Origin of the sequence: Paenarthrobacter sp. TE4293, from assembly GCF_050435325.1 — a bacterium.
Taxonomy (GTDB): Bacteria; Actinomycetota; Actinomycetes; order Actinomycetales; family Micrococcaceae; genus Arthrobacter; species Arthrobacter nitroguajacolicus_C.
Genome location: NZ_JBNJRY010000004.1, coordinates 78833 through 94452 on the forward strand (window position 1 = coordinate 78833; position 15620 = coordinate 94452).

Sequence of the window (15620 nt, forward strand, 5' to 3'; positions counted from 1 at the left end):
GGAATAGCTTAGTTGAGTTCGGTCAGCGTATCGCTGAGCCGGACCAGTTCGTGGTCGTGGGAAGCCACCAGGACGGCGATGCCATCGCTGGTGGTGTCCTTGAGGATCCCGATGATGCGGTTGGCAGCAGCCCGGTCCAGGCTGGCCGTAGGCTCATCCACCACCAGCACACGGGTGCCCAGGATCAGTGCACGGGCGATCGCGACGCGCTGGCGCTCACCGCCGGAGAGCTGGGCGGGACGGTGGCGCATACGGCGTCCGAGGCCCACCAGGTCCAGGAGGTCCTTGGCCATTTCGGTCCGCTGTTCCACTTCGCCATCGGGCACGGCGGGGAGCAGGACGTTTTCGAGGGCGCTCATTCCGTCGATGAGGGCGCCACCCTGGTCGACGTAGCCGATGAGCGCGCGGCGCCGGTCGGCGATCTCGTCATCGCCCATGGTGTCCAACGGCACGCCTTCCCAGAAGACCTTGCCCGACGTCGGGAGCGTCAGTCCGGCGCTCACCGTCAGGATGCTGGTCTTACCTGAGCCGCTTCGGCCGGCGATGCAGTGCATCTCCCCGGCGTGCAGGGTGAGGTTGAAGTCGTCGACGACGTCCACTTCCTCGGCACCGCCCTTGTCGCCGCCGTAGTGGATGGTCACCCGGCTCAGTTCCAAGGGAGTCGCGTGGTCGGCGGCCTTCACAATGGTGTTGGCGCGGGTCTGCAGCGACTCTTCCGTGGATTCCGGGGTGGCCGTCAGCTCGGGGTTGAGTTTGTCAGTCATTTGACTACTTTCGTTGCAATCGGAATCCAGCAAATTACGGCCAGAAGACCGGCCAGTCCGGCCCACAGGGCCGCGTAGGGAGCCAGCAGCAGGCCAAGTCCCAGGGCTCCGAGGACGCCCAAGGGAAGTGCCACTGTGCCTACAAGGGCGTTCTCGAAGAAACGGACCTGGCCCAGCATGTCCGGGTTCCAGCCCATGGCCTTCAAGGTACCGAGGTACTCCCGCTTGGCGTGGAGTTCAAAGCGTCCGGTAACAAGGGTCAGCAGGAGGCCGACCACGACGCCGAAGACCGCCAGGATGACGCTGGGCAGCGCGATGCTTGCAGCCGCCAGGCCACTCAAGGCACTGGCACCGGCTGCCCGTGGAATATCGATCAGCAGGGCGATCAACGCGCCCACTGCGGCACCGAACACGCCCACAGCCACTGCCAAGGAGATGGAGTTGAACCTGTTGGTGGTCAGTTGCCTGTTGGCGAACGTCAACGGCGAGTCCACGGTCACCAGGCGATCATCGTGCTGCGGTTCCTGGTCGATGACGACGCGGTGGCGCAGCTGCTGGGCTGCCAGCAGCGCAGCTCCGCTGTAGATGATGAGCATCGTGACGGACACGATCACGGTAGCGATGTTCCAGCTCAGCAGGCTAAGGATAATCCCGGCCGCGGCGAGGGCTGCAGCGCCCACCGCGAACTCTTCAAGGACCCAGGACCGGATGCGTTTTTGCGTCCAGCCCATCGCCCTGAGGATGCCTGCTTCGCTCCGGCGCTGGCGGATGTAACTGACGGTCGAAGCACCCGTCAGGAGCGTTGCGCCCAAAAGCGTCAGGAAGAGCAGGGTGATGTTGGTGCCGGTCAGTGACCCGGAAACGGCGTCTGCCGCATCCTGGCGGACCCACGACTGCTGGACGGTGCCCAGCGGCGACTCCTTGCCGGCGTCGTCCTTGCTGTAACCGGGGACGAAGATGTTGGCGTCTTCGCGTGCGGAGCCGGCCACGACGGTGGCTTCAAGGCCGAGTTCGCGGATTTGGGTGGCCAGCTTCTCCACTTCGGGCTGTGCCGTCTTCCAGTTGCCGCTGGCGGACGCCTTGACCCGAATGGCGTCAATGACGTCGGCGTTGGTGTCATACCCACGCGCTGCGGCAAGGCCGTAGTAGTCGGTGATGGCACCGGCGGACTGGCTGACCAGACCTGTAGCGCTCAGTGAAGGCTTCAGTTCCGTACCCTCAACGTCCTTGCCCTCAGCGTCCTTGCTGAGCGTCATCGGTGTGGGGTCATAACCGCCCAGGGGCAGCTTGTTGACGTCCCCGGCCGCAGCTTGGACATCGGCGGGGTCGAAGGTGCCGTAGACCATGGGGAGCGGTGCGGCCGGCTTCTTGCCCGTTTCCAGGTCTTCCCGGTAGGAGCGCTCGTCAACCGGCTTGCGCTGTGTCTGGTCAACGGCTGCACCGAAGGAGGACTTCTCCGGCAAGCGGTTGACCGTCACCCAGTCACCCGGCGTCGCGCTCTTATCCGAAGCACCGTTGGAGGCTTCGTCGCCGTCCTTGTACTGCGGGGCGGCCGCGAAAGCCGTGCTCCACGTGGCCGGGTTGTACAGGCCCTGGCTGAAGGAGGCGGTGCTGCCCAACAACTTGCTGTGGTCGGTCGAACCCGGCCATTCAAGGGCAAACGGGGACTTGGAGACGAACGGGAGGTAGTCCTTGTCCAGGGAGCGCGTCACCGTGCCGACCTCGTTGACCACCTTGCCGCTCGAATCCAGTTCCTCGATCTTCACCGAGTACTGCAGGTCCAGGGACGTGCCCGAACGAACGATCAGCGGGATGGCCTGGGAATCGTCGGTCAGCAAACCGTCACGCTTGGCCTGCTGGTATTGGGTCATCAACGGTGCCCAGTACTTGAGCTTGACGCCCAGGAAGTCAGGCCCTTCTTCCAATTGGTCCATGCTGAGGCCGGTGGTGAAGAGGCTCTCGAAGTGACGGCCGATGGCTCCTGCGTCTCGCGCGTCAGCCGGCGGAGCCTTCTCCAGCGGGGCAAGGAAGTCGCCAGCGGAACCCAGCAGCGCCCTTTCGGCGGCGGGATCGACCGCGACGACGGACTCGGTCACCTCAGGGGCCATGGGCAGCGCGACGGAGAGATTGAAAAGGTTGTGCTCGGATCCAAGCGCGGGAGCCGGGAACTTGATGCCTGTCTCGCCATCGGGTCCGGCGATCCTGACGTTGGTGCCGCCGGCAGCCTGCTCCTGGACCAAACGGCCTTTGCCCAAGGTGCCTTCGGCGCTGGTCTTGAAGAGCGTCTGCTGGTTGACTCCGTCGGAGCTCGTGGCAGAAGCGGTCAGCCGGTACTTCTTGGGAGTGTAGGACAACACCGATTCCGCAGCAGGCCACTTGCTGGAATCCATGGCGGAGGGGTCCCCCGCCGTCACGGCTCCGGCCAGTCCCGCGTTGTACCCGAGGTAGTCCATCGCATTGAGGCGTGGAGCCTCAAGGTTCTGGGATACGCGCGAGACCAGGCTGATGGGTGCGGCCACGGCCGTTTGGCCCATGGTCCGGATCTTCTCCAACTGCTCAAAGCTGATGCCGCCCTGGCCGTTGGCTATTTCCGGCTGGATCAATGCACCGCCGTCGCCGTCTTGGGCCTGGTCAGGCTTGGCCTGCACCAGGATGTCGTAGAGTCCCCGCGAGTTCTCATCCACTGTCCGGTTCAAAGCCGCCTGGGACTGGCTTTGGACGAGGACGGACAAGCACATTGCGACGATCAAAATGGCCGCGGTCAGCAGCAGCACACGGCTTCTGATGAACCTTTGGACGGCGTTCATTGGGCTCCCTGAGACCTTGATTGCGGGCGCGCACACAGAGTCCGTGATTCCTCAGAAGACACAGGGGAATACCGGGCTGTATGTGCAAAAGTTGTGGCCGGCCTGCTGCCGGGTCCGAATCCCGGACCCAGCCATTGTAAGCAGACCGGCCACTCCTGCGTGCCAAAGGTGTGTCGCCGGCACGCGAACTTAGCTGATGAAAATCAGGTGCAGTCCTAGTCCTCCAGATCCACTTCCCGGACCATGTCGGCACCGATACCGGCCTTGATGGCCTCCAGGACCTGCTGGGGAACCGAGCTGTCGATGGTCAGGAGCGCGAGGACCTGGCCGCCTTCAGTCTGGCGGGCCACCTGCATGCCGCCGATGTTGATGTTGTTCATGCCCAGGATGTGTCCGATGGTGCCGATCACGCCGGGACGGTCGGCGTAGGCCACAACAACCAGGTGCTCGCTGATGGGGATCTCGACGTCGTAGCCGTTGACGCCCACGAGCTTCTCCACCTGCTTGGGACCCGTGAGGGTACCGGCAACGGAAATCTGGGAGCCATCGCTGAGCGCCCCGCGGATGGTCAGGACGTTGCGGTAGTCCTCGGCATCCGGCGTAGCAATGAGGCGGGTGTTGATCCCGCGCTGTTCGGCGATGACCGGTGCATTCACGTAGGAGACCTGCTCCGTGACGACATCGGCAAAGACGCCCTTCAGCGCCGCCAGTTCCAGCACCTTGACGTCCAGGGCGGCAATCTCGCCCGCCACTTCGACGTCGATCTGGGTGAGGGATGCATGGGTCAAGGCGGTGAAGATCCGGCCCAGCTTTTCGATCAGCGGGATACCCGGGCGGACATCCGGAGCGATGACCCCGCCGGCAACATTCACGGCATCGGGAACCAGTTCGCCGGCAAGTGCCAGGCGAACCGACTTGGCCACGGAAACGCCGGCCTTCTCCTGTGCTTCATCGGTGGAAGCGCCCAGGTGCGGGGTGACAATGACGTTGTCGAATTCGAAGAACGGAAGGTCGGTGCTGGGTTCCTTCACGAAGACGTCCACGCCGGCGCCGGCGATCTGGCCTTCCTTCAGGGCAAGGTGCAGGGCATCCTCATCCACCAGGCCGCCACGGGCCACGTTGACCACGTAGGCGGTTTCCTTCATTTTGCGGAAGGCATCGGCGCCGAGCATGCCCACTGTTTCCGGCGTCTTGGGCATGTGGATGGTGATGAAGTCTGAGTTTTCCAGAAGTTCATCCAGGGTAACCAGCTTGACGCCCAACTGGGCTGCGCGGGCAGCGGTGATGTAGGGGTCGTACGCAAGGATCTGGGTGTCGAAGCCCTGGAGGCGTGCTGCCACCAAGGCACCGATCCGGCCGAGGCCGATGATGCCGATCTTCTTCTCGAAAAGTTCGATGCCGGTGTACTTGGAGCGCTTCCACTCGCCGTTCTTGAGCGCGGAGCTGGCCTGCGGAATGTGGCGGGCCAGGCTGAGGATGTGGCCAACCGTGAGTTCAGCCGCGGAGACGATGTTGGATGTCGGGGCGTTGACCACCATGACACCTGCTTGCGTGGCGGCCTTGATGTCCACATTGTCCAGTCCAACACCGGCGCGGGCGATGACCTTCAGGTTCTTCGCAGCGGCAATGGCCTCGGCATCGACCTGGGTGGCCGAGCGGACCAGGATGGCGTCAACATCAACGATGGCAGACAGCAGCTGGGAACGGTCTGCGCCGTCGGTCTGTCGGATTTCAAAGTCCGGGCCCAGAGCCTCGACTGTGGCGGGCGAAAGTTCCTCGGCGAGGAGGACGACGGGTTTGCTGGCTGACACGGGGTGGCACCTTACTTTGGACAACTTGGGACAGAACTGGACAAGGAGCGGATGCGTGGCCCGGGGCACGGCGCCGGGACCAGCCCAGAATATCGAATCCGGGCAGGGATTCCGGTGCTGGCCGGTGATGTTACGGCCGGACTGCCAGCCGTTGTGAAGAAGTTCACAACAAAGGTGGCTGCTGAAAACGGGGTCGGCTTGCTGGTGATACGGCGACGCCCGCCCGGCTTTGTCCGCCGGGCGGGCGTCGTGCTGGCATGCGCCGTGGGCGCAAGCGACGAAGGATCAGCGGGCTGCGGAACCTTCGACGTAGTCAGCGTCCTGCTGCTGCCAGGAGAACAACGAGCGGAGCTCGCGGCCGACCTCTTCGATCGGGTGCTGTTCGGCCTTGGCACGCAGTTCCTTGAACTCGGCGCCGCCGTTGTCCTGGTCGTCGATGAAGCGCTTGGCGAAAGCACCGCTCTGGATGTCGGCGAGGACAGCCTTCATGTTTTCCTTCACCTCGGGGGTGATGACACGCGGGCCGGAGACGTAGTCGCCGTACTCTGCGGTGTCGGAAACGCTCCAGCGCTGCTTGGCGATGCCGCCTTCCCACATGAGGTCAACAATGAGCTTGAGCTCGTGAAGAACCTCGAAGTAGGCGATCTGCGGCTGGTAGCCGGCTTCGGTCAGGGTTTCGAAGCCGTACTGGACGAGCTGCGAAACTCCACCGCAGAGCACGGACTGCTCGCCGAAGAGGTCCGTCTCGGTCTCTTCGGTGAAGGTGGTCTTGATGACGCCCGCGCGGGTGCCACCGATGGCCTTGGCGTAGGACTTCGCCAGGTCCCAGGCGGAACCGGATGCGTCCTGTTCCACGGCGATGATGTCCGGGATGCCACGGCCGGCTTCGAATTCGCGGCGGACAGTGTGGCCCGGAGCCTTCGGAGCGATCAGGATAACGTCAACGCCGGCCGGAGCTTCGATGTAGCCGAAGCGGATGTTGAAGCCGTGGGCGAAGGCCAGGGCCTTGCCTTCGGTCAGCTTGTCCTTGATGGAGTCGTTGTAGATCGAACGCTGGTGCTGGTCCGGAGCCAGGATCATGATGACGTCTGCCCATTCGGCGGCGTCGGCAACGTTCTTAACCGTGAAGCCTGCGTCCTCGGCCTTGGCGGTCGACTTCGAGCCGTCCTTGAGCGCGATAACAACCTCGACGCCGGAATCGCGCAGGTTCAGCGCGTGGGCGTGGCCCTGGGAACCGTAGCCAACGATGGCTACTTTGCGGCCCTGGATGATCGACAGGTCTGCGTCGTCGTCGTAGAACATTTCAGTCACTTGCGTAACTCCTCTTGAGTGGTTTTCTTAGATATTGATAGTGGTGCTGCGGTACTGGGCTCAACCAACCGGCGATTCACGCCGAGCGGAGCGCCCTGTCACTCATGGAGCGGGATCCCCGTCCAACGGCCAAGGTGCCGGACTGCACGATTTCACGGATGCCGAACGGCTCGAGCACTGAAAGCAGTGCAGCGAGCTTCTCGGGGGTACCGGTTGCCTCGATCACCAACGAGTCTGTGGACACGTCGACGACGGCGGCACGGAACAAGTCTGCAGCTTGGGTTACCTGCAGGCGTGTCGCGGCATCCGCACGTACCTTGACCAGGATGTGGTCGCGTTGTACGGAAGATTCGGAAGTCAGCTCCACAATCTTGATCACGTTGACCAATTTGTTGAGCTGCTTGGTGACCTGCTCTATGAGGTCGCCGTCGGCGTCGACGACGACCGTCATGCGGGACATGCCGGGAACCTCGGTGGGCCCCACGGCCAGGGAGTTGATGTTGAATGCGCGCCGGGCGAAGAGGCTGGCTACGCGGGTCAGCACGCCGGGCTTGTCTTCTACCAGAACGGACAGTGTGTGGCGGGTCATGCCTAGTCCTCCTCTTCCCATTCCGGGGTCATGTTGCGGGCAACCTGGATCTGGTCATTACTGACGCCCGAGGGCACCATGGGCCACACCATCGAGTTGGGGCTGACCACAAAGTCGATGACCACGGGGCGGTCGTTGATTTCGAGCGCCTTTTGGATGGTGGCATCGATGTCTTCGTCACGCTCACAACGCAGTGCTGCGCAACCGTAGGCATCGGCCAGCTTCACGAAGTCCGGGATCCGGATGGTGTCGTGGCCTGTGTTCAGATCCGTGTTGGAGTATCGGCCCTCGTAGAACAGCGTCTGCCATTGGCGGACCATGCCCAGCGAGGAGTTGTTGATGATGGCTACCTTGATGGGGATGTTGTTGATGGCACAGGTGGCCAGTTCCTGGTTGGTCATCTGGAAACAGCCGTCTCCGTCGATGGCCCAGACCACGCGGTCCGGTTCGCCCACCTTGGCTCCCATGGCTGCCGGAACCGAGTATCCCATGGTCCCGGCTCCACCCGAGTTCAGCCAGGCGTGCGGCCGTTCGTACTTGATGAACTGGGCGGCCCACATCTGGTGCTGGCCTACGCCGGCAACGTAGATGCCTTCGGGGCCCGTGAGTTCGCCGATGCGCTTGATCACGCGCTGCGGGGCCGTGAGTCCGTCTTCCGGCTCGGTCCAACCCAGCGGGTACGTGTCCCGCAGGTTGCCGAGGAAAGCCCACCATGAATCCAGGTCCGGGGTGCCACTGAGTTCGAACTGCGTTTTCACGGCCTCGGTGAGTTCAGGAATGATCTCCTTGACCGAACCAACGATCGGGACATCGGCCGTACGGTTCTTGGAAATTTCGGCTGGGTCGATGTCCGCGTGGATGACCTTGGCAAAGGGCGCAAATGTCTTCAGCACACCGGTCACACGGTCATCGAACCGGGCACCGAGGGTGATCAACAGATCAGCCTGCTGGAGTGCGGTCACAGCTGACACTGAACCGTGCATGCCGGGCATGCCGACGTGCTGGGGGTGCGAATCAGGGAAGGCACCGCGAGCCATGAGGGTGGTGACCACGGGAGCGCCGGTGGCCAGCGCCAACTCCATGAGTTCTGCAGATGCGTGGCCCTTGACCACGCCGCCGCCCACATAGAGAACGGGCTTGCTGGCTGCGGCGATCAGCTTGGCGGCCTCGCGGACCTGCTTGTTGTGGCCACGGACCACGGGACGATAGCCCGGCAGATCCACCTTCGGCGGCCAAGAGAAGGTCATCTGACCAACCTGGGCGTCCTTGGCGATATCCACCAGCACGGGGCCCGGGCGGCCCGTTGAGGCAAGGTGGAAGGCTTCCGCCATGACGTGCGGAATGTCGTTGGGGTCGGTCACCAGGAACGAGTGCTTGGTGATGGGCATCGTGATACCGACGATGTCTGCTTCCTGGAAGGCATCGGTGCCGATGACTCCACTGGAAACCTGGCCGGTGATGGCCACCATCGGCACGGAGTCCATGTGGGCGTCCATGATGGCGGTAACGAGGTTGGTGGCACCGGGGCCCGAGGTGGCGATGCAAACGCCAACCCGTCCGGTAACCATGGCGTAGCCTTGCGCGGCGTGGCCGGCTCCCTGTTCGTGACGGACCAGGATGTGATTCATGCTGGAGGCCATCAAGGGGTCGTAGGTGGGCAGGATCGCGCCACCGGGCAAACCGAAAATATCGTCCACGCCGAGTTCTTCGAGCGAACGGACAATTGCTTGCGAGCCTGACATCACCGTTGGGGGTACAACGGTGTTCGGCCCAAGTACAGGAGAGAGAGGTGCAGCAGCGTCGACGACGACGGCCTCAGCCGTACGGTCGACCTTTTCCGGAGCTTTGTGGGCTCCAGCGGACTTTGCAGCCATCAGCGAGGGGCTGATCGGCGATCCTTTGCTCATCGGACTCTTCCTTAGTGGATCTTCAATAGATGGGTCTTGCTTAGGGAATAAAAAAACCCCTCAGCCTTCCGGCTCTTCGAGGGGTTTGCGCGTGACGGTTCGTTACCAGTCGGGCTAAGCCACGCGCTTGGTAAGGACGACGACGCCGACGGTAACGAATGTGATCATGCGTTCAGTGTTCCCTCTAAGTGAGATACGTGTCAATTGAGCACTATCGTATCTCACTATTTGGACAGCCATGTCCGCCTGCCGGACTCCGCCCACCCGGGGGCGGGCGGAGTTTACGGGAGGAATCAGCCGCAGTAGGCCCCCGTGGAGGCACTGTGGACGAGTTTGGCGTACTTGGCGAGCACTCCCTTGGTGAACTTGGCCGGCAGCGGCTCCCAGCCCACCTTGCGGGCTTCGAGCTCGGCTTCATCAACCAGGAGGTCGAACGAGCGGGCAGCGATGTCGACACGGATGCGGTCGCCGTCCTGCACGAAGGCGATGGGGCCGCCGTCGACAGCCTCCGGCGCAACGTGACCGATGCAGAGGCCTGTTGTACCGCCCGAGAACCGGCCATCGGTGAGGAGGAGGACGTCCTTGCCCAGCCCTGCACCCTTGATGGCCCCGGTGATCGCGAGCATTTCGCGCATTCCCGGTCCGCCCTTGGGACCTTCGTAGCGGATGACGACAACGTCGCCCTTGTGGATCTCGCCATTGTCCAAGGCGTTAAGTGCGCCCTGTTCACGCTCGAACACGCGGGCAGTGCCCTCGAAAACGTCGGCGTCGAACCCGGCGCTCTTCACCACGGCGCCTTCGGGGGCCATGGAACCGTGGAGGATGGTGATGCCGCCGGTCTTGTGGATGGGGTTGTCCAACGCGCGGAGGATCTTGCCGTCGAGGTCCGGCGGGTTGATCGACGCGAGGTTTTCGGCGAGGGTCTTGCCCGTGACGGTGAGGCAGTCGCCGTGCAGGAGGCCGGCGTCCAGCAGCGCCTTCATGATGACCGGCACACCGCCGATCTTGTCGACATCGGTCATGACGTAACGGCCGAAAGGCTTCAGGTCGCCGAGGTGGGGAATCTTGTCGCCGATGCGGTTGAAATCATCCAGCGTCAGCTCAACCTCCGCTTCCCGGGCGATGGCCAGGAGGTGCAGGACAGCATTGGTGGAACCGCCAAAGGCCATGGTGACGGCGATGGCGTTTTCGAAGGCCTTCTTGGTCATGATGTCCCGGGCAGTGATGCCCAGGCGCAGCAGGTTGACTACCGCCTCGCCGGATTTACGGGCGAAATCATCACGACGGCGGTCTGCCGAAGGCGGCGCTGCCGAACCCGGCAGTGACATCCCCAGGGCTTCACCGATGCAGGCCATGGTGTTGGCCGTGTACATGCCGCCGCAGGCGCCCTCGCCGGGACAAATGGCTTTTTCGATGCGGGTGAGGTCCTCCATGCTCATCTTGCCGGCAGCGCAGGCGCCCACGGCTTCGAAGGCATCGATGAGGGTGACTTCCTTCTCCGAGCCATCTTCAAGCTTGACCCAACCGGGCATGATTGAGCCGGCGTAGAGGAAGACTGAGGCGAGGTCCAAGCGGGCGGCAGCCATGAGCATGCCGGGAAGGGACTTGTCGCAGCCGGCCAGCAACACTGAGCCATCGATGCGCTCAGCTTGCATGACGGTCTCAACGGAGTCGGCGATGACCTCGCGGGAAACCAGCGAGAAATGCATGCCTTCGTGGCCCATGGAGATGCCGTCGGACACGGAAATGGTGCCGAACTGCATGGGGAAACCGCCGCCTGCGTGGACGCCTTCTTTGGCGCCCTGGGCAAGGCGGTTCAGGGAGAGGTTGCAGGGTGTGATTTCATTCCAGGAGCTGGCGACGCCAATTTGGGGCTTGGCAAAGTCGTCATCGCCCATGCCTACGGCACGGAACATCCCCCTGGCGGGTGCCGCGTGGATGCCGTCGGTGACCACCCGGCTGCGGGGTTTGATGTCCGGCGTGTTGTCTGTCGCGGTGTCGGTGGTGTCACTCATGACCAAAGTCTATGGGTACCTCGCAGCCGTCAGCGCTGTTCCCCGCCGGGTTAAGCCGGATCGGCCAAATATTGCGCAGGATTCCGGGGCTCCCCGGTGGGTCACACTCCGTCGATCCGGAACTGCCTGTCCACCTGTGACTCATGGAGTTCCTTGGCGATTTCCGCGGCCTCGCTCTTGAGCATGTCCATCACGATCGCGATGGTGGCCCTGGCAGCAACCTCCTGGCGGGACAAAGCAACGATGCTCCTGCTGGCCTTCACCTCGGTCAGCGGGCGAAGAACCAGGCCACGCCTGGCACTGGCACGGGCTGTGTAGCGCGGGAGCAGGCAGATTCCATGCCCGGCACCTACCAGGGCCTCCAACACCCTGAGGTCCGGGTACCGCTGGCCCCGCAAAGCCTGGCGGCCGGCATGGAGCTCGATCTGGCGAAGGACCGTATCAAAGGGAAACCCCTCCGGGACGCCGATCCAGGGATATCCCACCACGTCCTCGGGGCTCAGACGCGCCTTGGCCGCCAACGGATGGCCCGCGGGCATGGCGACGTCGAGGGCTTCCTCCAGCAGCGGCACCACCGTCAGTCCCTGCCGGGCGAACACCTCCGGCCCGTCCACGCTGTGGGCCAGAACAATGTCGTAGTCGGCCACCAAAGGCGCGAAGTGCGCGGTTCCCGGGTCCTCGAAATGCGCGTCGAAAGTCAGTCCCTCCACAGCGGCGACCCGATGCAGCACCCCGGGCAGCAGCATTTCGGCCGCGCTGGGGAAAAAGGCCGCCGAGACGCGGGTCTGCCACCCCTTCCTGTAGGTGTCGATGGTGGACTCGGCCTTGGCCATGGCGGTGGCGATATCCGCTGCGGCGGCCGCCATGGCGTAACCCGCCTCAGTCAGCTGCACTCCCCTGCCAACTTTCTCCACCAGCACCACGCCGATTTCGGCTTGCAGCGTTTTCAGTTGTTGCGAGACTGCCGAGGCTGTGACATTCATGGCTGCCGCCGTGGCACCCACAGTTTGCCGGTCTGCCAACTCCCGCAGAATCTGCAGCCTCTTGAAGTCCATTCAGCCAGACTAGGCGACCGGATGGAATTCTTTTCCACGGATTTGCCGCCCCGGAGTTTACTCAGCAAACTGACCAATTCCGTGGGGAAGTCCATGGAACAGCAGGTCAAACGCTGGACAGCCCTTTAGCAGGCACGTAACGTCAAGAACACCACGAACTGCACCGCCGTGAGCAGAAGGGCATCCACATGGACTGGATAATTTGGGTCATTGTCATTGTGTTGGTCATTGCCATTGTTTGGTGGCTAATGAACCGCAACAAATCACGTAATTCCGCTTCAACCCACGCTCCGGCCGCAACGGAGCCCGCCAATACGGCGTCCCTTCCGGATGCGGCCGCTGCGACAGCAGGCGTGGCAGGCCTGGCAGGAGTAACGAATGCCGGCACGGCGGCTGCCGAAGGAAGTGGCCCCATCGCCCACGAAACACGGCGTGATCCAGTTGATGAATCCATCGCTGATGAACCAGCCGAGGTCATTAACCAACGGGAGGAGGCGGACACCGAGGCCACGGTGGGCGGCGACGTCGACGCTGCGCCCCGCGCCGCCGTCGACGATTCACCGGCAACACCGGAAGCTCCGACCCCCGACACCCAGCCGGCAGCAACACCCGGACTGACAGTGGAAGAGCCCGTCATTGCCGCTCCCGTGGTCGATGAGCCGGTAGTGGAAGAACCCGTCGTGGACGAACCGACCGTGGACACCGACGCGAAGGTGCACTCAGCTGACGCAGGCGATGTTGACGATTGGGATACGGAAGCTTCGCAGCCCACAGCCGCACCGGACCCCACAGCCGCACCGAATAAGGATGACGCTGCCGACAAGGCCGAGTGGGAGTCGTCCTGGACCGACTCGAGCGGAACACCGGTCCACCACCACGAGTACACGGATGTGCACTCCCCCACGCTGCCGGGCGCAGAGTCCGCCGCGGCCGAGGACCCCGCAGCCTCCGGACACCTTGCGGCCGAGCACCCTTACGGAACCGGCTCTTCCAGCACCGCCGGAGCGGGCTACCCCGTCAAGGCCAACGCGACCGACATGACCTATCACGACGAGGATGCCGCCGGCTATGACGACGCCACGGCCGACGTATGGTTCGAATCGGCTGCCCATGCAGAAGCCGCCGGCTTCAGGCCACCCCGGCGCAACAGGCACTGAACCCGGTCCCGGCATCACCATCACCCATGCGCGCAGACGCGGGAGGGCACTCAGTGGAACGGCGGACACGGCCAGTGCCTGCCGCCGCGCTTGTCCTCGTCCTGGCGCTGGCAGGATGCACAGGCAGCCCGTCGTCACCCGGCACCGCGGCGACGCCGGAGCCTTCCGCCACTTCCCCACAGTCCGGCCCGGTTGGCAGCCAGGAGACGCCCGGTCGGTTCACTCCGGTAGTCGCTGAAAAGCTCGACGTCGGTTTGCAGCTGCCGTGGTCTGTTGTGTTCCTGCCGGACGGTACCGCCGTGGTTTCCGAGCGTGATTCCGCCCTGGTCAAGGGCATTCGCGAGGGCAAGGCCACCACCATCGGCGAGGTTCCCGGCGTCGAACCCGGGGGTGAAGGCGGCCTGCTGGGCCTGGCAGTGTCGCCGACGTTCCAGGACGACCGTTGGCTTTATGCCTACTTCACATCTGCCGGGGACAACCGTATTGCGCGGATGAAGCTGGAGGGAGATGCGGGCGGCACGCTGTCACTGGGCCAACCGGAAGTGATCTTCTCCGGCATTCCCAAGGCCTCCACCCACAACGGTGGGCGAATCCGTTTTGGCCCCGATGGGCTCCTTTACGTGGGAACAGGAGACTCGCAACGCCGGGAACAGCCACAGGACACCCAGGCCTTGGGCGGCAAGATCCTGCGCCTGAGCCCGGATGGAAACCCGGCGCCGGGAAATCCGTTCGGCGACAATCCTGTCTTCAGCTACGGGCACCGCAACGTGCAGGGACTCGCCTGGGATGGCGAAGGGCGGTTGTGGGCCAGCGAGTTTGGTCCGGACGTGGACGACGAACTGAACCTGATTTCGCCCGGCGGCAATTATGGGTGGCCCACAGTGACCGGCGCCCCCGGAAGAAGCGGCCTGATCGACGCGAAGGTCGTATGGCCGTCAACGTCCGACGCGTCACCGAGCGGTCTGGAAATCATCGAGGGCGTGGCCTACACGGGTGCCCTTCGCGGCCAACGGCTGTGGGCAGTGCCGCTCAACGGTGGGAACGCAGGGACGCCTGTGGCTTACTTCACAGGGGAATATGGGCGGCTGAGGGACGTGGCCCGCGCCCCGGATGGCAGATTATGGGTCCTGAGCAACAACAGAAACCCTGACTTTGCGCTGATTCTGGGGGGAGCATCGTGAGCCTGGCGATCGGGCGCAAGCCGATTTCACAGTTCGGCAGATGTCGTGTAGAGTTACATGTCGTTGCGGAGATCGCCGGGGAAATAAAAGGCCCGGGTTGATCGAATTCAACAACTGCACCTCTAGCTCAACTGGCAGAGCAATTGACTCTTAATCAATGGGTTCCGGGTTCGAGTCCCGGGGGGTGCACCAGGAAAGGCCTTGGAGTGAATTCACTTCAAGGCCTTTTTTCATTTCCACGGCTTGGGAATGGCCTATTCATGGCGTGCATCACTTGGGGTGCCGCGTGGTTTTGTGCGTGGAGAATCTGGTGTAGAGTTATTTGTCGTTGCGGAGCTCAACGAGGAATGTGAATTTCCCGGAGAGCCCGACAACAACAGCTGCACCTCTAGCTCAACTGGCAGAGCAATTGACTCTTAATCAATGGGTTCCGGGTTCGAGTCCCGGGGGGTGCACCAAGAAAAAGGCTCCGGATCGTGAAAACGATCCGGAGCCTTTTGTCTTCCGGGCCAGGTTGCCCGCGGTGGGAACCGCCTGGCGTTGATCAGGCCTGGGGCACGTCAGTGCCGGTCTCCGGGGAATCCGCCCCGGGAGCGGGCAAACCGGCCAACCCCCGGACGACGATCCTGAGTTCCTCGCGCAGCCGTGCGGTGTCAACAGCAACGGGGGACAAGACATCCTGCTCAAGCTTCACGGCTTCCGCAAGGGCCGCACTTCCGGCCTCGGTCAGTGTCACCACATGGCTTCGACGGTCGGAGTCGCTGCGTTGGCGGGCGATGTGCCCGTGCAACTCCAACCGGGCAAGTGTCGTCCCCATTGTCTGGGCTTTGACCCGCGCCAATTCAGCCAAGGCAGCCTGCGTAATTGCGCCCTTCGCAGCGAGCACCTGCATGGCAATGACCCCGGCGTGGGTAAGGCCGATGGACTTCAGTTTTTCGTTCCACGAGATTTCCACCAAGCGTGCAGCTGTCGAAAGCAATCGGGTGGTGGGCCACCTCTCCATATCTGGCATGCCGACAGTAT

General features: G+C 63.3%; 11 protein-coding genes and 2 tRNA genes. 4 read left to right on the forward strand and 9 right to left on the reverse strand.

The window, feature by feature from the left end; translation table 11 throughout:
- Positions 1-8 precede the first annotated feature (8 nt).
- From QF015_RS09235 to QF015_RS09270, 8 genes are all read right to left on the reverse strand, one after another.
- Positions 9-764 (reverse strand): ABC transporter ATP-binding protein, encoded by a 756-nt coding sequence (locus QF015_RS09235; RefSeq protein ID WP_310208730.1) that lies wholly within the window; start codon positions 762-764, stop codon positions 9-11.
- On the reverse strand, positions 761-3571 hold the full coding sequence (locus tag QF015_RS09240) for an FtsX-like permease family protein (protein ID WP_429388558.1): 2811 nt from the start codon (positions 3569-3571) through the stop codon (positions 761-763). Before QF015_RS09240 ends, QF015_RS09235 begins: the two co-directional genes overlap by 4 nt.
- A 215-nt stretch (positions 3572-3786) precedes the next feature.
- Complete coding sequence (gene serA / locus QF015_RS09245; RefSeq protein ID WP_310208734.1) at positions 3787-5382, reverse strand: phosphoglycerate dehydrogenase; 1596 nt, start codon at positions 5380-5382, stop codon at positions 3787-3789.
- A gap of 285 nt (positions 5383-5667) precedes the next feature.
- Positions 5668-6693 (reverse strand): ketol-acid reductoisomerase, encoded by a 1026-nt coding sequence (gene ilvC, locus QF015_RS09250; RefSeq protein WP_310208736.1) that lies wholly within the window; start codon positions 6691-6693, stop codon positions 5668-5670.
- A 76-nt stretch (positions 6694-6769) separates the two neighbouring features.
- Complete coding sequence (gene ilvN, locus QF015_RS09255; protein WP_021470923.1) at positions 6770-7282, reverse strand: acetolactate synthase small subunit; 513 nt, start codon at positions 7280-7282, stop codon at positions 6770-6772.
- A 2-nt stretch (positions 7283-7284) separates the two neighbouring features.
- Positions 7285-9189 carry an acetolactate synthase large subunit gene (locus tag QF015_RS09260; RefSeq protein WP_017199595.1) on the reverse strand — a complete coding sequence of 635 codons (1905 nt, stop codon included), beginning with the start codon at positions 9187-9189 and terminating at the stop codon, positions 7285-7287.
- Between the two features lie 293 nt (positions 9190-9482).
- Positions 9483-11204, reverse strand: a complete 1722-nt coding sequence (ilvD, locus tag QF015_RS09265; protein ID WP_310208739.1) for a dihydroxy-acid dehydratase — start codon at positions 11202-11204, stop codon at positions 9483-9485.
- A 101-nt stretch (positions 11205-11305) separates the two neighbouring features.
- A complete protein-coding gene (locus QF015_RS09270) occupies positions 11306-12259 on the reverse strand; it encodes a LysR family transcriptional regulator (protein WP_429388561.1) in 954 nt (317 codons plus the stop codon).
- Positions 12260-12447: 188 nt separating this feature from the next.
- Between QF015_RS09270 and QF015_RS09275 the strand changes: the two genes are divergently transcribed.
- The 4 genes from QF015_RS09275 to QF015_RS09290 all read left to right on the forward strand — a co-directional run bounded on the left by QF015_RS09275 (position 12448) and on the right by QF015_RS09290 (position 15055).
- Complete coding sequence (locus QF015_RS09275) at positions 12448-13416, forward strand: hypothetical protein (protein WP_429388562.1); 969 nt, start codon at positions 12448-12450, stop codon at positions 13414-13416.
- 26 nt (positions 13417-13442) lie between these two features.
- The gene (locus tag QF015_RS09280; RefSeq protein ID WP_429388565.1) at positions 13443-14597 is read left to right on the forward strand and encodes a PQQ-dependent sugar dehydrogenase; all 1155 of its coding nucleotides are present in this window, start codon (positions 13443-13445) and stop codon (positions 14595-14597) included.
- A 116-nt stretch (positions 14598-14713) separates the two neighbouring features.
- A tRNA-Lys gene (locus QF015_RS09285) sits at positions 14714-14789 on the forward strand.
- Between the two features lie 190 nt (positions 14790-14979).
- Positions 14980-15055, forward strand: a tRNA-Lys gene (locus tag QF015_RS09290).
- A gap of 86 nt (positions 15056-15141) precedes the next feature.
- Here the strand turns inward: QF015_RS09290 and QF015_RS09295 are convergent.
- Positions 15142-15609, reverse strand: a complete 468-nt coding sequence (locus tag QF015_RS09295) for a MarR family winged helix-turn-helix transcriptional regulator (protein WP_429388567.1) — start codon at positions 15607-15609, stop codon at positions 15142-15144.
- Positions 15610-15620: the final 11 nt, after the last annotated feature.

Bases quoted from the DNA above. Each gene is read 5' to 3' on its own strand.
- QF015_RS09235 (WP_310208730.1), bottom strand. From the start codon at position 764: ATGACTGACAAACTCAACCCCGAGCTGACGGCCACCCCGGAATCCACG.
- QF015_RS09240 (WP_429388558.1), bottom strand. From the start codon at position 3,571: ATGAACGCCGTCCAAAGGTTCATCAGAAGCCGTGTGCTGCTGCTGACC.
- ilvN (WP_021470923.1), bottom strand. From the start codon at position 7,282: ATGACCCGCCACACACTGTCCGTTCTGGTAGAAGACAAGCCCGGCGTG.
- QF015_RS09260 (WP_017199595.1), bottom strand. From the start codon at position 9,189: ATGAGCAAAGGATCGCCGATCAGCCCCTCGCTGATGGCTGCAAAGTCC.
- ilvD (WP_310208739.1), bottom strand. From the start codon at position 11,204: ATGAGTGACACCACCGACACCGCGACAGACAACACGCCGGACATCAAA.
- QF015_RS09270 (WP_429388561.1), bottom strand. From the start codon at position 12,259: ATGGACTTCAAGAGGCTGCAGATTCTGCGGGAGTTGGCAGACCGGCAA.
- QF015_RS09275 (WP_429388562.1), top strand. From the start codon at position 12,448: ATGGACTGGATAATTTGGGTCATTGTCATTGTGTTGGTCATTGCCATT.
- QF015_RS09280 (WP_429388565.1), top strand. From the start codon at position 13,443: ATGCGCGCAGACGCGGGAGGGCACTCAGTGGAACGGCGGACACGGCCA.
- QF015_RS09295 (WP_429388567.1), bottom strand. From the start codon at position 15,609: ATGCCAGATATGGAGAGGTGGCCCACCACCCGATTGCTTTCGACAGCT.